The sequence below is a fragment of the Roseateles sp. GW821-FHT09H10 genome (assembly GCF_059415865.1).
This window is the reverse complement of sequence record NZ_JBWKOB010000007.1, coordinates 1-21,391: the sequence shown is the minus strand read 5'-3', so window position 1 is coordinate 21,391 and position 21,391 is coordinate 1. Positions and strand designations below refer to the sequence as shown.

Genomic DNA, 21,391 nt, shown 5'->3' with positions numbered 1-21,391 from the left:
TCGCGGTCATGATAATTGCGCGCCATGCCATCGGCCCTCAGCCTTCCCATTGCCGCACGCCGGCGCCTCCCTTCGCTGCGCTGGCTGGCCGTGCTCGCCGCGCTGCTGATCGCGGCACCGCTGCTGTCGGTGGCGGTCGGCGTGTTCTCGCCGGCCACGGCCGGCACCTGGCAGCATCTGCTGGCCACCGTGCTGCCGGACTACATCGTCGCGACGCTCTGGCTGTGCCTGGGCGTGGGCCTCGGCGTGGCGTCCCTCGGTGTCGGCGCGGCCTGGCTGGTCACCCGCTACGAGTTCCCGGGGCGCGCCACGTTCGAGTGGGCCTTGCTGCTGCCGCTGGCCATGCCGGCCTATGTGATGGCCTATGCCTACACCGACCTGCTGCAGTTCGTCGGCCCCGTGCAGGGCTGGCTGCGCGAAGCTTTCGGCTGGAAGCGCGGCGACTACTGGTTCCCCGACGTGCGCTCGCTGGGCGGCGCCGTCGCCATGTTCTCGCTGGTCCTCTACCCCTATGTCTACATGCTGGCACGCACAGCCTTCCTGGAGCGTGCCGGCGGCATGATCGAAGTCGGCCGCACGCTGGGGCTGTCGCCTCTTGCCGCGTTCTGGCGCCTGTCGCTGCCGCTGGCCCGGCCGGCCATCGCCGGCGGCGTCGCGCTGGCGCTGATGGAGACGCTGGCGGACTACGGCACGGTGTCCTATTTCGCCGTGCAGACCTTCACGACGGGCATCTACCGCGCCTGGTTCTCCCTCGGTGACCGCACGGCCGCGGCCCAGTTGGCCCTGGTGCTGCTGGGCTTTGTCGTCCTCGTGCTGGCGCTGGAGAGGCTGTCGCGCGGCGGCTCGCGCTTTCACGACAGCACGCTGCGCAGCCGCGGCATCACGCGCGTGAGCCTGCGCGGGCCGCGTGCGGCCCTGGCCCTGCTGGGCTGCGCGCTGCCGCTGCTCGGCGGCTTCCTGCTGCCGGCCGGGCTGATGCTGCAGATGGCGCTGACCGAGGGCGACGCGCAGTTCGGCCCGCGCTTTCTGACGCTGGCCGGCAACAGCGTGCTCGTCGCCGGCACGACGGCACTGCTGGCGACAGGCCTGGCCCTGCTGATCGCCTATGCAGCGCGCGTGGATCAGCGCAGTGCGGCGACACGCTGGTCGCACCGCGTCGCCGGCCTGGGCTATGCGCTGCCGGGCTCGGTCATCGCGGTGGGCGTGCTGATCCCGGTCACGCGCCTGGACCATGCCCTGGCGGCGCTTCTGCACGAGGGCTTCGGCGTGCAGGCCGGCCTGCTTTTCACGGGCAGCATCGCGGCCCTGGTGTATGCCTGTCTGGTGCGCTATCTGACGGCGGCGCTGCAGGCCATGGACGCTGGCCTGGCGCGCATCACGCCGCGCATGGAACAGGCCGCCCGCATGCTCGGCCACACGCCGGCGCAGACGCTGTGGCGGGTGCATCTGCCGCTGCTGCGCGGCAGCGCGCTGACGGCCGCCCTGCTCGTCTTCATCGACGTGATGAAGGAGCTGCCGGCCACCCTCGTCATGCGCCCCTTCAACTTCGACACGCTGGCGACCCAGGCCTACACGCTGGCCTCCGATGAGCGCCTGGCCGAGGCCTCCACCTCGGCCCTGGCCATCGTCGTCGTCGGCCTGGTGCCCATGGTGCTGCTGTGCCGGCACATCGTGCGCGGCACCCGGCACTAGGCCTTATTTCCAGCCGGCGCGGTCGAAGGCCTTCTGCGCGGCGGGCGTCGTCCTGGCCAGGTCGCCGATGGGCAGGGCGTCGGACTTGAAGGCACCCAGGGACTCCAGTTCCTTGTTCTTCACGACGGCCGACTTGACCACCGGCCACTCGTTGTTGCCGTTGGCGAAATAGCCCTGGGCCTCGTCACTGGCCAGGTACTCCAGGAACTTGACGGCGGCGTCGCGGTTGGGCGCGTGCTTGAGCACGCCGGCGCCCGAGATGTTCACATGCGTGCCCCAGCTCTTCTGGTTGGGCCAGACGATGCCCAGCGCCTTGACGACCTCCTGGTCCTCCGGCTTGGTGGAGCGCATCAGGCGGACCAGGTAGTAGGTATTGGAAATGGTCACGCCGCATTCGCCGGCGGCCACGGCGCGCAGCTGGTCGGTGTCGCCGCCCTTGGGTGCGCGCGCGAAATTGGCCACCAGGCCCTTGGCCCAGGCCTCGGTCCTGGCCTCGCCGTTGTGGGCGATCAGCGCGGCGCCGAGCGACAGGTTGTAGGGGTGCGAGCCCGAGCGCACGCAGACCTGGCCCTTCAGGCGCGGGTCGGCCAGGTCTTCATAGGTCTGCACCCAGTCGGCCTTGACCGCGGCCTTGTTGTGCACGATGACGCGGGCTCGCGTCGAGAAGGCGAACCAGGTCGGCGTGCGCAGGCCGGCCGGCACACGGGCCTCCAGCGCGGCGGACTTGACGGGCTGGAACAGGCCCAGGTTGTCCGCCACTTCCAGGCGCGAGGCGTCGACGGTGATGAGCACATCGGCCGGGCTGGCCGCACCCTCGTTGCGGATGCGCTCGACCAGCTCCTCCTCCTTGCCGTCCAGCCGGTTGATCTTGATGCCGGTCTGCTTGGTGAAGTTGGCGTACAGGGCCTCGTCGGTCTGGTAGTGGCGGGCCGAATAGATGTTGAGGACAGCCTCCTTGGCCGGCTGCGCGCCGGCACCCAGGCTGGCGAGGGTCAGGGAGATGCAAAGAAGGTGGCGGCGCTGCATGGAGGTCTCTCGGTAGGTGGCGTCGGCGGCATGCTATCAAGAACGATTCTCATTTGAAGCCCAATAGGCCCACAGGAAAACGGCCATCACCGGGAACCGGCGACCAACAGGGAAGCTGAAAAAAGGCCGGCCGCCGAAGCAGCCGGCCAAAGCGCCGCAGCGCTGGGGGAGATCAGGCGCCCATGAAGGCGAAGTCCAGTTCCGGCTTCAAGCCCGCCACGATGCGCGCGACCGACTTGCCGGAGCCGCAGGCATGGGTCCAGCCCAGCGTGCCGTGGCCCGTGTTCAGGAAGAGATTGGCCAGGCGGGAGCGGCCGATGAGGGGCACGTTGGACGGCGTCGCGGGCCGCAGACCGGTCCAGAAGCTGGCCTTCTCCACATCACCCGCCCCCGGGAAGAGCTGCTCGACGCGGCGCACGATGGCCTCGCAGCGGACGCGGTTCAGGTCGCGGTCGTAGCCGTTGAGCTCGGCCGTGCCGGCGATGCGAAGGCGGTCGCCCAGGCGCGAGAACACCAGCTTGTATTCATCGTCGGTCAGCGAGACCTGGTGGGCAAAGGCCTCGTCCTTGACCGGCATCGTCACCGAATAGCCCTTGGCCGGGTAGATGGGCAGGCGCATGCGCAGCGGCTCGACCAGGGCCGTGCTGAAGCTGCCCAGGGCCAGCACATAGGCGTCGGCGCGCAGGCGCTGGAACTGGCCGTCGGCATCCGTCACTTCCACATGGTCTAGCTTGCCGTCCACCTCGCGCAGCGCCGTGACCGCGTGGCTGAACAGGAAGCGCACGCCGTCCTGCGCGCACTGGGCCGCCAGCTCGCGCGTGAAGGCATTGGCGTCACCCGACTCGTCTTCCGCCGTGTAGGTGGCGCCGGCGAGTTGCGGGCGGATATGGCGCAGCGCGGGCTCGATGCGCACGGCTTCGTCGGCCGTGATGATGCGGCGGTCGCAGCCCAGTTCGCGCATCTGCGCCGTGGGGGCCGCAGCGCTCTCGAACTCGCGCTGGCTCGTATAGAAGTGCAGGATGCCCTGGCTGCGCTGCTGGTAGCGCAGGCCGCGGGCCTCGCGCAGGGCCTGCAGCACCTGGCGGCTGTAGCTGCCGAGCTTGACGATCTGCTCGATGTTGCGGCGGGTGCGCCAGGGCGAGCATTCACGCAGGAACTGCAGCACCCAGCGCCATTGCTGGGCGTCGGCACGCAGGCGGAACAGCAGCGGCGCGTCTTCGCGCGCCAGCCAGCTCAGCACCTTCCAGGGCGCGCTGGGATTGGCCCAGGGCTCGGCATGGCTGACCGAGATCTGGCCGCCATTGGCAAAGCTGGTTTCGGCGCCGGGCGCGGCCTGGCGGTCGACGACCGTGACGTCGAAACCCTGCTGGCGCAGGAAATAGGCAGAGGTGACGCCGAGCAGGCCGGCGCCGAGGACGATGACTTTCATTGCATGGACTCCAGAAGAGCTCCGCAGCACAGCGATCTGTGACGCGGTTGCCGCTCCCCCTGTCCTTGTTACCTGAGAGATTGAGCCCGCGGCGTGGTGGCCGCGGGCCTTGCTCCTTCGGTGCGCCCCTTGTGAGGGCGTCTCTCCAGACGGCGATTGGGTCGTTGCAGTACGGGGGCCTGAGCGGTTATGGGAGGCTGCGCCTTCGGCGGCCGGCACCTCGCGGCCCGGCACTCTCCTGCAACGATGAAATAAGGTCAGATCAAATCAGTGGTTCATGGCATACGCCTTTCGGGCCGAGCGCCGGGCCGCTCCCTAGCCGGCCCGTCGGGCGATGTGCGTGCCGGTCGATCCGGCAAGCATCGCCGTCCCCTCGGGGGCTGAGGCCGGACACAGGGCGTCCGGTGGACGGCCTGTGCCTGACGAAGAGCTGCGGCATCTGCCGCAGCGCGGTCTGCAAGACCGACCGGGCTTGCCTCGCGTTCAGCGGGCAAGACTGGGCGAGGGGTCAACGAACGCGCAAGGTATGCGTCCACTTGTGGTCGTTGGCGGACACCATCCAGTTGTAGAGGTCCTCCGAATTGCCCTCGCCCGGCCACGGGTTCATGTAGGTGACGTAGCTGTAGCCATTCCAGACCTCATAGCCGGTGCCGACCATGATGTGGCCGCCACCGCTGGTCCAGCCGAAGCGGATGACGAAGGGCTTGTTGGCGTTGATGTCGCTGACGATGGAATTCCACGACGAGGCGTAGGTGTAGGCATAGGTCGGCACGCCCCAGTTGGACAGGATGTTCTGCACGCTGCCGCCGCTGCCATACAGCGCATTGGGCTGGTTGGCGTAGCTGTTCCAGTTGAAGCTGCCGTTGCCGCAGGCGTAGTTGATGCCGAAGGCCCAGTTGACGATGCTGCATTGGGACGGTGCGGCCTTGTAGAAGCCGATGACCGCCTTGCTGGAGCTGGACCAGCACCACTGGCTGTGCTCCTGGATGGTGGTGGGCACGTTGAGCTGGCGGTATTGCGCCTGGGCCAGCGGCAGCGCGAGGGCAATGGCGAGGCCGGCGAAGACCTGCTTCAGTTGCAAGGACATGGGGGCTCCTGTTCCTTTGAAGTGCTTGGGCATCACGGCTTCAGTTCTGGCCATTGCTGTTGCGCTTGACGGCATTGCGCAGCGGCTCCAGCAGCTCATAGGTGTCGAGCAGCTTGGGCGCCGTGGCCTTGGCGGTCACGTCGGACGACAGCGCCGCGCGGGCCGAAGCCAGCGGCGCATAGCGCGCCTGCAGGTCGCTGGGCGAGACGACTTCCAGCAGGTCGGTCTGCGCCTGGTGCACGCGGATGAAGCGCTGGCGCTCGGCACCCACGTCGGCGTGTTCGGCCATCAGCTCGGACAGTTCCTGGGCCAGCCCCGCGCCGCCGAAGGACACGGCCTGCCAGCGCCCGTCCATGCGCTGCACGGTGACCAGGCCGACAGGCTTGGCGCCCACCTTGACGAAGAAGCGCCAGATGCCGCTGGCCTGCACCATATGGCGCAACTCGCTGCGGGCCGCGACGACGTCCTGCGGCGCGATGGTGTGCACCTCGAAGCCGCCAGCGATGCGCGTGCTGGCCAGATCGCCGGCACGCACGAGATCGAAGGCCGTGGCACCGGCGCCGCCCTGCTGCTGCTTGCGCTGGACATAGTCGGCCAGGCCCTGCTCGGCGGCGGCCTGGGCGCCGGCACGGTCGCTGTGGTCGGGCGCCTTGATGCGCGCCACGGCAGCACTCTGTGCCTGGGCCATCGGCGCGGCCACGAGGGCCAGTGCCGACAGCAGCAGGGCCATACCTCTGCGCAGTCGCAGGGTCGAATCTCGATCAGTTCGCATATCCAGGGTCTCCGTTTCGTGGGTTCGAAGAAGAGCCGGGCCTCTCGCGGCGCCACGGTTCTTCGTGGCGGCAGAGATCTCGGCGCCGACGCCGCGACGTCGACGGGTGATGTCGACTTGAACGGCTTCGGTGAGGGGCGTGTGGCGACCTGGCGCGAGTGCGCCGGACCCGTCACGACGGCAGCGGGGTGTGAGTGGGTGGTGTCAGTGAGTCAGCGACTCCAGCGGCTGTTGAACGACCACGAAAACCCCTCGGCAAGGCCAAAGGCCTCGCCAGGGTTCCGCGCCGCTCCCGCTGTCCTTGGTACCTGAGAGATTCGTGCCCCGGCGTGGTGTGCGCCTGCGGCATTTGCTCCTTCGGTGGGGGCGTTCGCGGTGTTGATCCGCGCCGTCCCGCTCTCCAGTGTCGGCTCCTGTGACAAACCAGTTCGGGGCCTGAGCGTGCATGGGAGGTTGCGCCTTCGGCGGCGCTCAGGGGTTCATTGTGTGAACCGGGCTGAACGCGCTCTCCTGGGATGTCGAGGCGGATGCTAGGAGGCCGCCATTCGGCACCGCATCCTGGTTTACTCGCACAGGGCTTTGCCGCGGTTGACGCCAATGAAAAAGGGCCGGCCACTTGCATGGCCGGCACGCGCAAGTAAAAAGGGCCGACCACTTGCGTGGTCGGCCCGGGGCGCTGGAGCGCGCTCGAGGGAGATCTGTCTTATTCCTTGTCCGCCGGCATCGCGCCGGGCATGCCGTGCAGCGGCAGCGTCGAGCCGCCCTGCTCCACAGCCTTGGTCACGGGCTTCTTGTCGCGCACCAGATAGCTGTAGAGCACCGGCACGACCACCAGCGTCAGCAGCGTCGACGTGATGACGCCGCCGATGATGGCGCGGCCCATCGGCGCCTGGATCTCGCCGCCGTCGTTCAGCGCGATGGCCATGGGCAGCATGCCGAAGATCATCGCGGCCGTCGTCATGATGATGGGACGCATGCGGATCAGGCCGGCCTGGCGCAGGGCCTCGGCCACCGTGGCGCCGGCCTTGCGGGCATGGTTGGCGAAGTCCACCAGCAGGATGGCGTTCTTGGTGACCAGGCCCATCAGCATGACCAGGCCGATCATCGAGAACACGTTCAGCGTCGAGCGCCACAGCAGCAGGGCCAGCATGACGCCGATCAGCGCCAGCGGCAGGCTGACCATGATGGCGAGGGGCTGCAGGAAGCTGCCGAACTGGCTGGCCAGCACGATGTAGATGAAGATCGCTGCCAGGGCCATGGCCGCCAGCAGGCCGTTGAAGGCCTCGGCCTGCTGCTTGCCGGCGCCGTCCACCTTGAAGCTGGTGCCCGGAGGCAGCTGGGTGTTCTTGATCAGCTTCTGCACATCGGCGTTGACGTCGCCGCCCGGGCGGCCCTGGACGCCGGCGAACACGGCCTCGCGGCGCTGCAGGTTCTCGCGGCGGATCACCTCGGGGTTGAACACCGGCTCGATGGTGGCGACCTGGTCCAGCGTGATGGGCGCACCCGTGCTGGAGAAGGCCACAGGCAGCTTGGCCATCTGCTCGATGCGCTCGCGCTGGTCGCGCGGCAGGCGCAGCAACACCTCGACCTGGTTGCCGTCGGGCGTCGTCCAGTAGGTGGCGATCTCGCCGTTCACATAGGCGCGCAGCGACGAGGCGATCTGCGGCGCGGTCAGGCCGAGCTCGCGGATGGCCGAGTCCTTCAGGCGCACGGCAAACGCGGGCAGGCCGGGCTTGACGGTCGTGTCGACGTCGACGGCACCGGGGATCTTCTTGATCTTCTCGACCAGGTCGGTGGCGGCCTGGGTCAGCACCTCGGGGTCGCTGCCGAGGATGGTGATCCAGATCGGGCGGTTGAAGCCGACGCTGACCTCGATGCCGGGGATCTTGGCGATGTCGGCGCGGATGGCATCCTCGACTTCCTTCTGCGTGCGCTTGCGCTCGCTGCGATCGGTCAGGGAGATGTTCAGCGCGGCCTGGTTGCGGCCCGTGGACAGGCCTTCGCCGGTGCTGCCGACCACCGTCGAGACGGTCTTGATCTCGGGGTAGTTCTTGAGGATCTCCTCGATCTGCGCGACCTTGGCGCTGCCGCGCTCGATGCTGGAGGCCACCGGCATGCGCAGGTTGACCTGGGTGAAGCCGTTGTCCGTCTCGGGCACGAACTCGCTGCCCACCATGGGTGCCAGGGCCAGTGCGGCGACGAAGCTGGCGAAGGCGCCCCACATGACCAGGCCGCGCGGCGTCAGCGTCGCGAAGCGCAGCACGCGCTTGGCGGCCTTGTTGCGCTTGCCGTCGGCATCGAAGGGCCGGCCATAGGCCGGGATCGGCGGCACGAAGACGCGGTAGCGGCGGCCGGAGAAGGCCCAGTCGATCAGGCGCTCGTAGGTGCTGTGCAGGCGGTCCATGCACCAGTCGGTGGCGCGGATGGCATGGCCGATGACGGGGATGCGCTTGACGCGCTCGTTGTTCGGGTCATGCCAGACCGAGGACAGCATCGGGTCCAGCGTGAAGCTGACGAAGAGGCTGACCATCACCGCCACCGCGACGGTGATGCCGAAGGGGTAGAAGAACTTGCCGATGATGCCGCCCATGAAGGCAACGGGCACGAACACCGCGCAGATGGCGAAGGTCGTCGCCATGACGGCCAGGCCGATCTCGTTGGTGCCGTCAAACGACGCCGTGCGGTGATCCTTGCCCATGGCCACGTGGCGCACGATGTTCTCGCGCACGACGATGGCGTCGTCGATCAAGAGGCCGATGCACAGGCTCAGCGCCATCATCGTCATGAAGTTCAGCGTGAAGCCGAAGGCCTGCACGGCGATGAAGCTGGAGATGACGGCGATGGGCAGGGTCAGGCCCGTGATGATGGTCGAGCGCCAGCTGTGCAGGAACAGGAAGACGATGGCCACCGTCAGCAGCGCGCCTTCGATCAGCGTGTGCTTGAGGCCGGTCAGCGAGCCCTTGACGAAGTCGGAGTTGGCGTAGATCAGGCGCAGCTCGACGTCCTTGGGCAGCACCTTGCGCAGCTCCTCCATCGCCTCCTTGACGGCCTCGCCGGTCTTGACGATGTTGGCGTCCTGCTGCTTGAAGATGTTGAAGCTGACGGCCGGCTGGCCGTTGATGCGGGCGATGCTGTCCTGCTCGCGCTCGCGCTCCACCAAGGTGCCGAGGTCGTTCAGCGTCAGCGCCAGGCTGCCGCGGCGGGCGACGATCATGTTGCCGAAGGCCTTGGGGTCCTTGACGCGGCCCTCGACGCGCAGGATGGCGTCGGCGGTCGAGTCGGACAGCAGGCCCACCGGCTGGTCGGCGTTCGCCTCGGCCAGGGCCTTGGCGATCTCGGCCGGCGTCACGCTGTAGGCGCGCAGGCGCATGGGGTCGAGGTCGATGCGCACTTCACGCGTCGTCATGCCACCCACATCGACCTTGGCCACGCCTTCGACGCGGCCCAGGCGCTTGGCGACCGTGAGGTCGGCCATCATGGACAGCTCGCGGGCGCCGCGGGTCTGGCTCAGCAGGGCCATGACGACGACGGGCTGGGCGTTGTCGGCCTGGAAGCGCTGCACCGTCGGCGGCTTCACGTCGCGCGGGAAGGCCGACTGGGCGGCGGCCACGCGGTCGCGCAGGTCCTGCATGGCGCGGCTCATGTCGGTGTTCAGCGTGAACTCGACGCTGGCCTGCACGCGGCCCTCGAAGCTGCGCGACTGGATGCGGTCGACGCCCGCAATCGTGTTCAGCGCCTCTTCCAGCGGCTTGGCGACTTCACGCTCGACGGCCTCGGGAGAGGCGCCGGGGTAGCGCACATCGATCCAGGCGCCCGGCAGCGAGATGTCGGGCATCTGCTCGACGCCCAGCTTGGAATAGGAAAACAGGCCCAGCACGCACAGGGCCACCATCACCATGGTCGCGAAGACCGGGTTCTGGATGGAAACGCGGGTCATCCACATGGCTGGCCCCTTATTGAACGGCGGCAGCCGACGCGGCCGAACTGGCCACCTTGGCCTTGGCGACGACGATATTGGCCTTGTCACCCTCGCGCAGATTGTCGAAGCGCGCGGCCAGCACCTGGGCTTCGGGCTTGAGGCCGTTCAGCACCTCCACGCGGCCTTCGCGGGCGTCGCTGCGGCCGGTGGTCACGATGCGGCGCACCAGGGCGCCGTTCTCGATCATCCAGACCTGTTCCTGGCCGGCATTGCGGCTGATGGCGGCGATGGGCACGGTCAGGCGCTGGGTGTCGTCCTGCAGCACCACCTTGGCGACGGCGTACTGGCCGGCGCGGTAGAGCTCCTTGGCGTTGTTCAGCACCAGGGTCACGCCGATGGAGCGCGTGCCGGGCTCGGCACTCGGGGCGATGCGATCGATCTTGGCTTCGACGGGCTCGTCCACGCCTTCGACCTTGACCTGCACCGTCATGCCGGGCTTCAGGCGGCTGACCTCATGCGTGCCGACCAGTCCGGCCAGTTCCAGCCTGGCGAGGTCGACGATGGTCAGGATCTGCTGCTCCGCGGCCACCTTCTCGCCGGGCACCACATGGCGCTTGGAGACGACGCCGTTGATGGGCGCCACCAGGGCGGCCTGGCGCATCGTCACCTGGCTGGTGTCCAGCTGGGCCTTGGCGGCGTTCCAGTTGGCGCGGGCGGATTCGTAGGCGGCCTTGGAGTTGTCCAGGGCCGTCTGGGCGATGAAATTCTTGGCGGCCAGGCCTTCGTTGGCCTTGTAGCTGCGCTCGGCCTGCTCCATCTGGGCCCGCATGGCCTCGACGCTGGCGCCGCGCTCGGCAATGCGATAGCGCAGCTCTTCCAGGTCGACCTGGCCGAGAGCCTGGCCCGCCTTCACGCGGCTGCCTTCGCCGACGGCGAGGTTGAGCAGGGTGCCGTTGGACTTGGCGCGGACCATGGCCGTGCCCGGCGCTACCAGCGGACCGCTGAACTCGATCTGGGCCGGCATGGCGGCCAGCGTCGGCTTGACGACTTCGCTGGCGACGAATTCCAGGGCCGGTTTGGCCTTTTCTTCACCCGGCTTCTTGGGGCCGTCACCCTTGCTGGCCATGACGGCCACGCCGGCACCACCCACCAGCAGCACGACCGCTGCAATGCCACCCAACTTGAAAGACTTCCGCATGGCTCCCCCAGTACGCTCTCTGATACAGACCTTTGCAGTCTAGAAATGAGAGCGCCGGGGCGCAGCGGCCTTGTGACGAAACGCCGTTTGCGTGGGCTGAGCTGCACCGGCCGGCGATCAGGCCGGCGGGAAAGCGGACGAACTGCAGACATGAAGGCGCCACCCCTGGCCACGCCCGCCACTTCCATCGCAAAAGGGCGGTCGGCCGCGTCGGCCTTCGGGCATGACATGGCCATCATCGTCTCAGCCAGTCAGCACAAGCGGTAGCTGACAATGCCGCCCACGAAAACGCAGCGACAGCCTGCGTAGGGCGTAGCTATCCGTACAGAGCCGTGGGAGGGCTCATCCATGAAGCATGTTTCAAGGTCGATTTCGACAGTCGCCCTGCTTGCCGCTTTGTCGGCTTGCGGTGGTGGTGGTGGTGGTGAGAGCGGCGGCAATGCCCCAACTCCGGAGCAATCTTGGCTTCAGTTTTCACCCTCGGCAGTAAGTATCAAGGCCTACGAGATGGAAGGCGCCAGGGTTTCGATCAAGGCAACCTCAAGCAAAATTATCACTGAGTCAATCCGGGTGGCGGTTATTGATACCACGGGAGTATTTTCTCCCTACAGCGATATTTTTAGTAACGGCGATTTATCCTACACCGCCAATTTGGCCATTGCCGCTGAACTTCGGCCGGGCACCTACACCGGCAATCTGGAAGTGCGTGTGTGCCGCGACAACCCGCAAGTTTGTAGCAATCCTTACCCGGGCTCCCCATGGAAAGTTCCCTATAGCATCACGATTCGCAGCAACATCAATCTGACGCCCTTGGCTTCCCTGAGCGGTGCTGTTGGATGGTCCACGTTTCAGGGCAATTCAGCGCGCAACGGCTATGTCGAGGCGACACTCGACCCCTCGCAATTCATTCGTCGTTTCCGCTCTAGCAAAGGATTCGACCAAGTGGTCGCAGATCGCGGACTGGTTTGCGGTCTGGATTCGTTTGTGCCACTCGAGAAATCATTGGCCTGCATCGATGAGAGCAGCGGCCAGACTCGCTGGACAAATAGTTTCTCCTCGAACACCCACCAAGTCGGCTCCCCAGCCCTCGTGGCAGGGAAGCTCTTCTACTTTGCCAATAGCGCGGCAGGCACGAAACTGTTCACCGTGGACGCCAATGACGGACGAACCTTGGTTGCCAAACCGGCAGACGGGGATCCGGCTTTCATGACACCCATCGTGGAAGGCAGCAGCGTCTATTCAAACGACGGGCGCGGCTATCGGACCAGCAAAGTAGATGCGGCGACTGGCATTGAAGCCTGGCGTTCCGGAGATGGCTATTTGAGGTTCGGCGCCCCCGCGGTCATGAACGGCAAGGTCGTCGCATTGACCCTCGCTTCAGTCGTCGAACATGAAGCTGACACAGGCGCGAAGTTGTCAGAGGTGATGCTCGGTGCCGCAGCGGGCCAGACTGGCGGCATGGCGTACTACACGGCCGTTGTGCTGGACAACAGTGATGCGGTGTACGTGTGCAAGGAAGCAAATCCAAGCGCCGTGCGTGCTGGCTATCTGACCAAGATAGATCGAAAGACGAAATCGATCGCTTGGAGCGTCAGCGACGCCAATATTCTTGGCAGTCCTGTGGTGGTCAAGGACATGGTCTACATCCGAACGCAGGACGGCCTGCAGGCAAGATCAGCCAAGGACGGCGCCTTGCTGTGGAAATGGTCCAACGGGCAAAGCACATTCGCGCCATACCTGCTGGTTGTCGGCCATCACGCATTTTTCTCGGTCGTAGATGGCACGGTCGCAGTTGACCTCAACACCCGACAAGAGGTCTGGCGAGATCGCTTTACTGGGGCGGTGGCTGTTTCGCCAAATGGGGTCTTGTACATCAGCGGAAGAGATGGCTTGGCTGCCATCAACCTGCACTGATCAAAGACTCGCCGCTTTGCGACTCAGTCGGGCCGATGCCCCGGGATGGGGTCCAGCGGCAGCTTGACGTCGCCGCATTGGGCCCGGTGGCGCAGCGCATGGTCCATCAGCACCAGGGCCAGCATGGCCTCGGCGATGGGCGTGGCGCGGATGCCGACACAGGGGTCGTGGCGGCCGAAGGTTTCCACCGTGGACGGGTTGCCGGCCCGGTCGATGCTGGCCTTGGGGCTGCGGATGGAGCTGGTGGGCTTGATCGCGATGCTGGCGACGATGTCCTGGCCGGTGGAGATGCCACCCAGCATGCCGCCGGAGTTGTTGCTGGCAAAGCCCAGCGGCGTCAGCTCGTCGCCATGCTCGCTGCCCTTCTGGGCGACGACGGCGAAGCCGGCGCCGATCTCGACGCCCTTGACGGCATTGATGCCCATCATGGCGTAGGCGATATCGGCGTCCAGCTTGTCGAACAGCGGCTCGCCCAGGCCGACCGGCACGCCGGTGGCTTCGACGCGGATGCGCGCGCCGACCGAGTCGCCGGCCTTGCGCAGGGCGTCCATGTAGGCCTCGAGCGCCGCGATCTTGCTGGCGTTGGCGGCGAAGAAGGGGTTCTCGCCCACATGCTGCCAACCTTCAAAAGGAATCTCGATCTCGCCCAGCTGGGTCATGCAGCCACGGAACTCGGTGCCATAGGCCTCGCGCAGCCATTTGCGGGCCACCGCACCGGCGCCGACCATGGGCGCCGTCAGCCGGGCCGAGGAACGGCCACCCCCGCGCGGGTCACGCACGCCGTATTTGCGCCAGTAGGTGTAGTCGGCGTGGCCCGGGCGAAAGGTGTCAAGGATGTTGCCGTAGTCCTTGCTGCGCTGGTCGGTGTTCTCGATCAGCAGGCAGATGGGCGTGCCGGTGGTGACACCTTCGTAGACACCGGACAGGATCTTGACCGCGTCGGGCTCGTTGCGCTGGGTGACGTGGCGGCTGGTGCCGGGGCGGCGGCGGTCCAGCTCGGGCTGGATGTCGGCCTCGCTGAGGGTCAGGCCCGGCGGGCAGCCATCGATGACGCAGCCGATGGCCGGCCCGTGGCTTTCGCCGAAGTTGGTGACGCGGAAGAGTTCGCCGAAGGTGCTGCCTGACATATGCCGGCAATTTTAGGTGCCCGCACAAGCAAAAGCGGCCTCGCAAGGCCGCCTTGTCGGGATGCGAACCGCTTCCTAGAGCTTCGGCTCGATCTCGGCAGGGTTCTCTTCCACCGGCCAGTCGCGGATATAGGCCTTGAGCATGCGGTTCTCGAAGTCCTGGCTGTCCACCACGGCCTTGGCCACGTCGTACAGCGAGATCACGCCCATCAGCGTCTTGCCGTTCATGACCGGCATATAGCGGGCGTGGCGGCCCAGCATCATGCGGCGCACCTCGTCGATCTCGGTCTCGGGGGTGCAGGTCAGCGGCGCATCGTCCATGACCGTGCGCACGATGGTCGTGCCGACCGCGCCATTGTTCTTGACGACCGCCGAGATGACCTCGCGGAAGGTCAGCATGCCGACCAGATCGCCATGCTCCATGACGACCAGGGAACCGATGTCGCGCTCGGCCATGACGGCCAGCGAATCTTTCAGCGGCTCGTCCGGCGTGACGGTGAACAGGGTGCCGCCTTTGACACGCAGGATATCGACGACTTTCATAGGGGCCTCCGCAGCAAAACTCATGGGCAACATAGCACACAATCCCCGCGCATCCACACCATAGAAAACACCATGCCGGGCTTCGACACCCTAGCTTTGCATGCCGGCGGAGCGCCCGATCCGGGCACCGGCGCGCGGGCGACGCCGCTGCACTTGAGCGCCTCCTTCGTCTTCGAGAACAGCGAGCACGCGGCCTCGCTTTTCAACATGGAGCGCTCCGGCCACGTCTACAGCCGGCTCTCCAACCCGACGACGGCCGTCTTCGAGGAGCGCATGGCGGCCCTGGACGGCGGCATCGGCTCAGTAGCCACCGCCAGCGGCCAGGCGGCCCTGCACCTGGCCATCTGCACGCTGATGGGCGCCGGCGGCCACATCGTCGCCAGCACGGCCCTGTATGGCGGCAGCCACAACCTGTTGCACTACACGCTGAAGCGTTTCGGCATCGCGACGACCTTCGTCAACCCGCGCGACCTCGACGCCTGGCGTGCAGCCATCCGTCCGGAGACACGGCTGCTGTTCGGCGAGTCGCTGGGCAATCCGGGTCTGGACGTGCTGGACATTCCGGCCGTCTCGGCGATTGCGCACGAGGCCGGCCTGCCGCTGCTGGTGGACGCCACCTTCGCCACGCCCTGGCTGCAGCGCCCGGCCGAGCTGGGTGCCGACCTGGTCTACCACTCGGCCACCAAATTCCTCTGCGGCCATGGCACCGTCATCGGCGGCGTGCTGGTGGATTCAGGCAGCTTCGACTGGCAGGCCGCGCACGACCGCCATGGCCGATTCGAGACGCTGTGTGAACCCTATGAAGGCTTTCACGGCATGGTGTTCAGCGAGGAGAGCACCGTCGGCGCCTTCCTCTTGCGCGCCCGCCGTGAGGGCCTGCGCGACTTCGGCGCCTGCATGAGCCCGCACACGGCCTGGCTGATGCTGCAGGGGCTGGAGACCCTGCCGCTGCGCATGGCCCGCCATGTGGCCAATGCCCAGGCGGTGGCCGAGTTCCTGCAGGCCCACGACCTGGTCGAGAAGGTGGCCTACCCGGGCCTGGCTTCCCACCCCGACCATGCGTTGGCGCAAAGGCTGATGCCGCGCGGCGCCGGCGCCGTGTTTTCCTTCGACATCAAGGGCACACGCGAACAGGGCCGGGCCTTCATCGAGGCATTGAAGATCTTCTCCCACCTGGCCAATGTCGGCGACGCCAAATCCCTGGTCATCCACCCGGCCAGCACCACCCATTTCCGCATGGACGACGCGGCGCTGAGGCAGGCAGGCATCGGCCCCGGCACCATCCGGCTGTCCATCGGCTTGGAGGATCCAGCCGACCTCATCGACGACCTGAAGCGGGCGCTCAAGGTGGCAGGCAAGGCATGAAGCTCATCGTCGACTCCCAGGAGGCCTATGCCTATACCGGCGGCAAGGCCTTTGATGCCGCCCTGCCCTGCGTCGTCTTCATCCACGGCGCGCTGAACGACCACAGCGTCTGGACCCTGCTGGCGCGCTGGTGCGCCCACCATGGCTACGGCGTGCTGGCCGTCGACCTGCCCGGTCATGGCCGCAGCGCCGGCGCGCCGCTGGCGAGCGTCGAGGCACTGGGGCAGTGGCTGCACCGGCTGCTGGACGTCGCGGGCGTGGCCAAGGCGGCGCTGGTGGGCCACAGCATGGGCTCACTGATCGCCCTCGAGGCCGCGCAGCGTGCTGCGACCCTGGTCATGGTCGGCACGGCCTATCCGATGAAGGTCTCCGATGCGCTGCTGACGACTTCGCGCGAGCGGCCTCAACAAGCCATCGACATGGTCACGGCCTTCTCGCATTCCATCGCCTCGGCCAAGCCCAGTTGGCCTGGGCCGGGCGCCTGGCTGCGCGGCGGCTCGACCGCACTGAAGCGCCGCATCCAGGCGCGCCAGCCCGCGCTGAATCTGTTCGAGCACGACTTCAAGCTCTGCGATGCCTATGCCAATGCCGAAGCGGCGGCGGCGCGCGTGGCCTGTCCCGTCACGCTGATCCTCGGCGCGCTGGACCAGATGACCTCGCCCAAGCAGACCGCGCAGCTGGAAGCCTGGCTCAAGCCGCGTGTGCACCGCCTGCCGGCGGGCCACGAGATCATGGCCGAGGCGCCCGATGCGATGCTGGCCGCGCTGCGCGGCGCGCTTCAGCCAAGCTCGTAGGCCGCTGCGTCCGGCCGCCGCACGGCCCTGACGTATTCAGCGGTGAACCCCGGCCAGATCGCGACGATGCGGCCGTTGTCCGCCCGGTACCAGGAACGGCACTGGCTCCAGACCGAGGTCGACAGCCGGCCCTGCTGGGCCTCGTCGTGGGCGGCCGCCACTTCGGGCCGGACGGCGATCCAGCGCCTGCCCTCCTGCCTCACCCGCTGCATGCAGGCGATCGCATGCCGCACCTGGGGCTCGATGTAGAGCAGCGTCGAGGTGTGGCCGGTCGCCGTGTTGGGCCCCAGCATCAGGAAGAAGTTGGGAAAGCCCGCGACGGCGATGCCGAGATAGGCGCTCGCGCCCTCGCGCCAGGCCTCGGACAGCAGCCGGCCGCCCAGGCCCTCGATGCGGGTGCCGGACAGCGGGCGCACCGTGTCGTAGCCGGTCGCGCAGACCAGGGTGTCCAGTTCATGCTCGCGGCCGTCATCGGTCAGCACGCCGCGCGGCGTCACGCGCACGATGCCGGCCGTCACCAGCTCGGACTGCGCCAGCGCCAGCGCCGGGTAGTAGTCGTTGGAATAGATGATGCGCTTGCAACCCAGGGGATAGCTGGGCGCCAGCCGCTCGCGCAGCGCGGCGTCGCGCACGAGGCGGCGCCGGTGGGCGTTGGCCCCGGCCACCAGCAGGCGCCGGGCCGCCGTGCCCTCGTCGAAACCGCGCCGGCCCCATTCCAGCACCTGCACCCACCAGCGCCTGGCCAGCGGCGCATAGCCCGGCAGGCGGCTCAGCCAGCGATCCAGCGGGCCATAGCGTCTGTCCATGCGCGGCAGCACCCAGTTGGCCGTGCGCTGGAAGACCGCCAGCTTCGCCACGCCGGGCGCAATCGCCGGCACCAGCTGGGCGGCCGTCGAGCCGGTGCCGATGACGCCGACGCGCTGGCCGGCCAGATCCGTGCCGGCCGGCCAGCGCGCGCTGTGCAGCAAGCGGCCCTGGAACTCGGACAGGCCCGGGATGTCGGGCCAGCGCGCGATGCTCAGAGCCCCGGTGCTGCAGGCGAAGAAGCGCGCGCTCAACTGCTCGCCGTTGTCCAGCTTCAGCCGCCAGCGCCCGGCCTCGGCATCGAAGCGGGCCTCGGTGATGGCCACGCCCAGCCGCATGCGCGCGGGCAGGCCATGCTGCTCGGCCAGACGCTGCTGATAGCGCTGGATCTCGGGCGCGTCGGCAAAGCGGTGGGTCCAATCCGGGTTGGGCGCGAAGCTGAAGCTGTAGGCCGGCGCGGGCACGTCGACCTGGGCGCCGGGATAGCGGTTGTCCCACCAGGTGCCGCCGATGCCGCTGGACTTCTCGATGATGAGGAAGTCCTGGATGCCGGCCTGCTGCAGCTGGATGGCCATGCACAGCCCGGACATGCCCGCGCCCAGGATGAGGACCTCGAATTCAGTGTCGGCGGCAGAACTCATCGCTGCATTGTTGCGAGGGCATCCCCGCTTGCCGCTCGGGCGCAACCCGCGTTTGAATCACGCCATGAGCACCGACCGCTTCTCCCGCTTCGCCGACTTCTATCCCTTCTACCTCAGCGAGCACAACAACGTCGTCTGTCGCCGCCTGCACTTCGTCGGCACGACGCTGGTGCTGGTCTGCCTCTTCCAGCTGCTGGCCACGGGCGGCCTGGTCTGGCTGCTGTACGGCTTGCTGTGCGGTTATGGCTTCGCCTGGATCGGGCACTTCTTCTTCGAGAAGAACCGGCCGGCCACCTTCAAATACCCGCTGTACAGCTTCATGGGCGACTGGGTCATGTACGCCGACATCTGGCGCGGCCGCGTGAAGCTCTAGTTCCGCCAGGCCACGCCGATCGAAGCGCCATGGCCGCCCGGCTTCTCGACCAGCGGGCTGTCCGCGGCCGGGCCGAGCAGGCGGCTGGCACCGGCACCGCCGAACACGAACCAGTGCTTGTTGACGGCATGCTTGAAGTTGATGCCGAAATGCACATCGCGCAGGCCGGCGCCGGGCTCGTAGGTGGGCTTGCCGCTGGCCACGCTGGCGGAAGCCGGCACGCCGAAATAGCTGCGCATGTTCAGGCCGTTGGCCGCGGAGATGCCCACGCCGCTGGTCCACTCGGTGGTGGCGCTGCGGTAGAAGCGCCAGCCCAGGTCCAGGCTGCTGGTCAGGCCGCCGCGGCGGCCCAGCATGTCCTGTGATCCCGAAGCGCCGAGATTCCAGTCCCGGCTCAGGCTGTAGTTGACATAGAGCTTGGCCCGCAGCGTGCGCCTCACATCGGGCAGGCCCTGCGTGGTGCTGGCGTCGTCGCTGTCGCGGCCGCCGTCCAGGCTCACGGAGACGCCCAGGCGCCAGCGGTCGCCCTCGATGAGCTGGGTGCTGGCGCCAGCCCCCGGCACCTCTCGCCCGAAGCCCAGCAGCGCGCCGCCGCCCGCCGTGGTCAGCCGCACACGCCCCAGCTTGGCGGCCCACACCGGCCTCAGCTTGGTTTGGCGCCGGCTCGCGCCTTCGTATTCGGGGCCGTTCGACACCGACAGACCGAGCAGGTAGCGGCTGGGCTCGGGCTCCCGGTCCTGCTCCTCGGCGCGCACCGAGGCCGCGGCCAGACAGGCGGCCAGTGGAAGCAGCAGCAAGGCTTTCATGCGACCCAGCCTAGCAGCCGAGTCCGAGCGGCGTCTGTCAGCCAAGCCTTACGCGGGTGTCAGTTCCGGTCGCATGTCATGCCGGGCCGGCCGGCGCGTGAGATGACCCCGATCAGGCGTCCGCCGTGTCCGCCAGCTCATCCTTGGCGCTGCGCGACAGGGACTGCGCATAGGCATAGACCATGGCGCCGCGCGAGCGCACACCGAGCTTGCAGTAGATGGTCTTCAGGTAGGAACGCACCGTGAACTCGCTGATGTGCAGCCTGGCGCTGACCTGCTTGGTCAGCAGGCCGTTGCAGATCAGCTGCACGATCTGCAGCTCGCGGTTGGTCAGCAGGGTGTGCAGCTCCGCCGGCGTGCGCGGCGGCACCGCCAGCGTCGCTTCCGGCACGACCGCATAGCGGTGGCCGGCCCACTCGAAATGGGCGATCTCGTCGGGCAGATAGCACTGGCGCAGCCTCGAGCTGCCCGACGTGGCGCTGTGGTCGGGCAGGCGCTCGTCGACGCAGACGATGCGCAGGCTGTGGCCGCCCAGCTCGATGGTCGCCGCCGGTGCCTCGACAGACACCTCCTGCTGCTCAGGGCTGTCCACGCGCATGTTCATGTCATGCCTCGTGGCGGCCTTGTCGTCGTGATTGCAAGCTGCTCATCGCGCGTCTCCCGGGAGTTGACGTGGTCCCTCGCTGGATCGTCCAGGGCGCCGGCATGTTGGCGCAGTCGGCTCCCGTTGGCACCTGGAAAGCTGGGGGGCTGCCGACGTGAATAAGTGCTGGACGTCGATGCAGGCCGAAGGCGCCCCCAGGGCTGCGCATCATGCGTCTGACGGGGGCCAAAGCGAGTCCCCCTCATCGATGCCCTCAAACGGGGGTCCTCCGATGGGTTGATCTGTCAGGGCTGGTGCGCGTTGGGGAGCACCGATGCGGTCGGCACAAAACACGTTTTGTGGACGGGAGCGTGGCTGCCTAGAGTGACTTCACGGTAGCGATGCCGCCCGGCCTGGAGACCACGACATGGATCAGAACCCTTTTGACAACGAGCTGATGGACGAGGCTGACGCCCTGGATGGTGCCGACGAAAGCGACGGCGCGGACGAGGGTTTCGACGAAGCCGACGGCAGCGACGGCATGGACCTGATGGAAAGCTTCGACAGCGACGCCGGTGACCACGGCGACGCTGGCGATGGCTTCGACGGCGATGCGCTGGACGGCGCGGACTACGCCGACGACGAGGTCGATGGCGGCGACGCGATGGCGCTGTGGGATGCCTTCGAGGACGAAGTCGCCGACGGCCTGGATGCCGCCGACGAGGACGAATTCCTCGGCCGCATCCTCGGCGGCCTCGGCCGCGCTGGCGGCATGATCCGACGCGGTGTCGGCGGCGCGGCTGGCATGGCCGGCCGGGTGCGCGGCATCGCCCGCCAGGCCCAGCGCGTGGCCGGCGGCGTCGGCCGCGTGGCGCGCCAGGTCTCTCCGGCGGCCATGGCGGCCTCCCGCCTGGCCCAGATGCTGGGCGCGCCCGGCATTGCCGGCGGCCTGCGCGGCGTGGCCGGCGGCGCGCGACGCGTGCAGGGCTGGGCCGGCACGGCCGGGCGCCTGGCAGGTGGCGTCGCCAACACGGCTGGCAGCGCGCAAGGCGTGCTGGGCCAGCTCAGCCAATTGATTGGCAGCGGCGGCGACGAGTTCGACGATTTCGACGCGCTGGCCGATGCCTTCGAGGACGGCGTGGACGAAGCCCTGCCGGCCGTGGTGGCCCTGGCCGCCCGCGCCGCGGCCCGCACGCTGGGCATGCGCAACATGGGCCATCTGGCCCAGGCCGGGCGGCGCGCCATCGTGCGCGGCACGGCCTCGGCGGCCCGCGAGCTGGTGCGCCAGCAAGGCCGCGGCGCGGTGCGCGCCCTGCCC

17 protein-coding genes and 3 riboswitches are annotated in these 21,391 nt (G+C 67.8%); of the genes, 6 read left to right on the top strand and 11 right to left on the bottom strand.

The window, feature by feature from the left end; genetic code table 11:
- Positions 1–24: 24 nt before the first annotated feature.
- Positions 25–1,692, top strand: a complete 1,668-nt coding sequence (locus AC07OY_RS26150) for an ABC transporter permease (RefSeq protein WP_495045532.1) — start codon at positions 25–27, stop codon at positions 1,690–1,692.
- Positions 1,693–1,695: 3 nt separating this feature from the next.
- Here AC07OY_RS26150 and AC07OY_RS26145 read toward each other — a convergent pair whose 3' ends face one another.
- From AC07OY_RS26145 to AC07OY_RS26120, 6 genes are all read right to left on the bottom strand, one after another.
- Entirely contained in the window at positions 1,696–2,718 is a 1,023-nt protein-coding gene (locus AC07OY_RS26145; RefSeq protein WP_495045531.1) for an extracellular solute-binding protein, read from the bottom strand.
- A gap of 172 nt (positions 2,719–2,890) precedes the next feature.
- Complete coding sequence (locus AC07OY_RS26140; RefSeq protein WP_495045530.1) at positions 2,891–4,147, bottom strand: D-amino acid dehydrogenase; 1,257 nt, start codon at positions 4,145–4,147, stop codon at positions 2,891–2,893.
- A gap of 49 nt (positions 4,148–4,196) precedes the next feature.
- Positions 4,197–4,306, bottom strand: a riboswitch (glycine riboswitch).
- Between the two features lie 349 nt (positions 4,307–4,655).
- A complete protein-coding gene (locus AC07OY_RS26135) occupies positions 4,656–5,234 on the bottom strand; it encodes a C39 family peptidase (RefSeq protein WP_495045529.1) in 579 nt (192 codons plus the stop codon).
- A gap of 40 nt (positions 5,235–5,274) precedes the next feature.
- Positions 5,275–6,006 carry a hypothetical protein gene (locus AC07OY_RS26130; RefSeq protein WP_495045528.1) on the bottom strand — a complete coding sequence of 244 codons (732 nt, stop codon included), beginning with the start codon at positions 6,004–6,006 and terminating at the stop codon, positions 5,275–5,277.
- A gap of 295 nt (positions 6,007–6,301) precedes the next feature.
- Positions 6,302–6,410, bottom strand: a riboswitch (glycine riboswitch).
- A 10-nt stretch (positions 6,411–6,420) separates the two neighbouring features.
- Positions 6,421–6,529, bottom strand: a riboswitch (glycine riboswitch).
- A 180-nt stretch (positions 6,530–6,709) separates the two neighbouring features.
- Complete coding sequence (locus AC07OY_RS26125; protein ID WP_495045526.1) at positions 6,710–9,949, bottom strand: efflux RND transporter permease subunit; 3,240 nt, start codon at positions 9,947–9,949, stop codon at positions 6,710–6,712.
- Positions 9,950–9,959: 10 nt separating this feature from the next.
- Positions 9,960–11,123 carry an efflux RND transporter periplasmic adaptor subunit gene (locus tag AC07OY_RS26120; RefSeq protein ID WP_495045525.1) on the bottom strand — a complete coding sequence of 388 codons (1,164 nt, stop codon included), beginning with the start codon at positions 11,121–11,123 and terminating at the stop codon, positions 9,960–9,962.
- A gap of 348 nt (positions 11,124–11,471) precedes the next feature.
- On the opposite strand from AC07OY_RS26120, the gene AC07OY_RS26115 reads away from it, so the two are divergent.
- On the top strand, positions 11,472–13,037 hold the full coding sequence (locus tag AC07OY_RS26115) for an outer membrane protein assembly factor BamB family protein (protein ID WP_495045524.1): 1,566 nt from the start codon (positions 11,472–11,474) through the stop codon (positions 13,035–13,037).
- 23 nt (positions 13,038–13,060) lie between these two features.
- Here AC07OY_RS26115 and aroC read toward each other — a convergent pair whose 3' ends face one another.
- The gene (aroC, locus tag AC07OY_RS26110; protein ID WP_495045523.1) at positions 13,061–14,164 is read right to left on the bottom strand and encodes a chorismate synthase; all 1,104 of its coding nucleotides are present in this window, start codon (positions 14,162–14,164) and stop codon (positions 13,061–13,063) included.
- Positions 14,165–14,239: 75 nt separating this feature from the next.
- Positions 14,240–14,707 (bottom strand): CBS domain-containing protein, encoded by a 468-nt coding sequence (locus AC07OY_RS26105; RefSeq protein ID WP_495045522.1) that lies wholly within the window; start codon positions 14,705–14,707, stop codon positions 14,240–14,242.
- A gap of 72 nt (positions 14,708–14,779) precedes the next feature.
- On the opposite strand from AC07OY_RS26105, the gene AC07OY_RS26100 reads away from it, so the two are divergent.
- Both AC07OY_RS26100 and AC07OY_RS26095 read left to right on the top strand, forming a co-directional pair.
- The gene (locus AC07OY_RS26100) at positions 14,780–16,072 is read left to right on the top strand and encodes an O-acetylhomoserine aminocarboxypropyltransferase (protein ID WP_495045521.1); all 1,293 of its coding nucleotides are present in this window, start codon (positions 14,780–14,782) and stop codon (positions 16,070–16,072) included.
- A complete protein-coding gene (locus tag AC07OY_RS26095) occupies positions 16,069–16,866 on the top strand; it encodes an alpha/beta fold hydrolase (protein ID WP_495045520.1) in 798 nt (265 codons plus the stop codon). The genes AC07OY_RS26100 and AC07OY_RS26095 overlap by 4 nt, the downstream gene beginning before the upstream one ends.
- Here AC07OY_RS26095 and AC07OY_RS26090 read toward each other — a convergent pair.
- Positions 16,851–18,311, bottom strand: coding sequence for a flavin-containing monooxygenase (locus AC07OY_RS26090; RefSeq protein ID WP_495045519.1), 1,461 nt, complete (start codon positions 18,309–18,311; stop codon positions 16,851–16,853). The genes AC07OY_RS26095 and AC07OY_RS26090 overlap by 16 nt on opposite strands.
- Before the next feature lie 64 nt (positions 18,312–18,375).
- Here AC07OY_RS26090 and AC07OY_RS26085 point away from each other — a divergent pair, with 64 nt between their 5' ends.
- Complete coding sequence (locus tag AC07OY_RS26085; protein ID WP_495045518.1) at positions 18,376–18,684, top strand: Mpo1-like protein; 309 nt, start codon at positions 18,376–18,378, stop codon at positions 18,682–18,684.
- On the opposite strand, the gene AC07OY_RS26080 is transcribed toward AC07OY_RS26085, so the two are convergent.
- Together AC07OY_RS26080 and AC07OY_RS26075 are read right to left on the bottom strand one after the other, a co-directional pair.
- The gene (locus tag AC07OY_RS26080) at positions 18,681–19,490 is read right to left on the bottom strand and encodes a MipA/OmpV family protein (RefSeq protein ID WP_495045517.1); all 810 of its coding nucleotides are present in this window, start codon (positions 19,488–19,490) and stop codon (positions 18,681–18,683) included. The two genes, AC07OY_RS26085 and AC07OY_RS26080, sit on opposite strands and share 4 nt — an antisense overlap.
- 112 nt (positions 19,491–19,602) lie before the next feature.
- Positions 19,603–20,094 carry a helix-turn-helix transcriptional regulator gene (locus AC07OY_RS26075; protein WP_495045516.1) on the bottom strand — a complete coding sequence of 164 codons (492 nt, stop codon included), beginning with the start codon at positions 20,092–20,094 and terminating at the stop codon, positions 19,603–19,605.
- Between the two features lie 406 nt (positions 20,095–20,500).
- On the opposite strand from AC07OY_RS26075, the gene AC07OY_RS26070 reads away from it, so the two are divergent.
- On the top strand, positions 20,501–21,391 hold an 891-nt coding region (locus tag AC07OY_RS26070), incomplete at its 3' end, for a hypothetical protein (protein WP_495045515.1).

Excerpts from the sequence above, each read along its gene's own strand:
- AC07OY_RS26150 (WP_495045532.1), top strand. The coding sequence starts at position 25 with ATGCCATCGGCCCTCAGCCTTCCCATTGCCGCACGCCGGCGCCTCCCT.
- AC07OY_RS26145 (WP_495045531.1), bottom strand. The coding sequence starts at position 2,718 with ATGCAGCGCCGCCACCTTCTTTGCATCTCCCTGACCCTCGCCAGCCTG.
- AC07OY_RS26140 (WP_495045530.1), bottom strand. The coding sequence starts at position 4,147 with ATGAAAGTCATCGTCCTCGGCGCCGGCCTGCTCGGCGTCACCTCTGCC.
- AC07OY_RS26135 (WP_495045529.1), bottom strand. The coding sequence starts at position 5,234 with ATGTCCTTGCAACTGAAGCAGGTCTTCGCCGGCCTCGCCATTGCCCTC.
- AC07OY_RS26130 (WP_495045528.1), bottom strand. The coding sequence starts at position 6,006 with ATGCGAACTGATCGAGATTCGACCCTGCGACTGCGCAGAGGTATGGCC.
- AC07OY_RS26125 (WP_495045526.1), bottom strand. The coding sequence starts at position 9,949 with ATGTGGATGACCCGCGTTTCCATCCAGAACCCGGTCTTCGCGACCATG.
- AC07OY_RS26120 (WP_495045525.1), bottom strand. The coding sequence starts at position 11,123 with ATGCGGAAGTCTTTCAAGTTGGGTGGCATTGCAGCGGTCGTGCTGCTG.
- AC07OY_RS26115 (WP_495045524.1), top strand. The coding sequence starts at position 11,472 with ATGAAGCATGTTTCAAGGTCGATTTCGACAGTCGCCCTGCTTGCCGCT.
- aroC (WP_495045523.1), bottom strand. The coding sequence starts at position 14,164 with ATGTCAGGCAGCACCTTCGGCGAACTCTTCCGCGTCACCAACTTCGGC.
- AC07OY_RS26105 (WP_495045522.1), bottom strand. The coding sequence starts at position 14,707 with ATGAAAGTCGTCGATATCCTGCGTGTCAAAGGCGGCACCCTGTTCACC.
- AC07OY_RS26100 (WP_495045521.1), top strand. The coding sequence starts at position 14,780 with ATGCCGGGCTTCGACACCCTAGCTTTGCATGCCGGCGGAGCGCCCGAT.
- AC07OY_RS26095 (WP_495045520.1), top strand. The coding sequence starts at position 16,069 with ATGAAGCTCATCGTCGACTCCCAGGAGGCCTATGCCTATACCGGCGGC.
- AC07OY_RS26090 (WP_495045519.1), bottom strand. The coding sequence starts at position 18,311 with ATGAGTTCTGCCGCCGACACTGAATTCGAGGTCCTCATCCTGGGCGCG.
- AC07OY_RS26085 (WP_495045518.1), top strand. The coding sequence starts at position 18,376 with ATGAGCACCGACCGCTTCTCCCGCTTCGCCGACTTCTATCCCTTCTAC.
- AC07OY_RS26080 (WP_495045517.1), bottom strand. The coding sequence starts at position 19,490 with ATGAAAGCCTTGCTGCTGCTTCCACTGGCCGCCTGTCTGGCCGCGGCC.
- AC07OY_RS26075 (WP_495045516.1), bottom strand. The coding sequence starts at position 20,094 with ATGAACATGCGCGTGGACAGCCCTGAGCAGCAGGAGGTGTCTGTCGAG.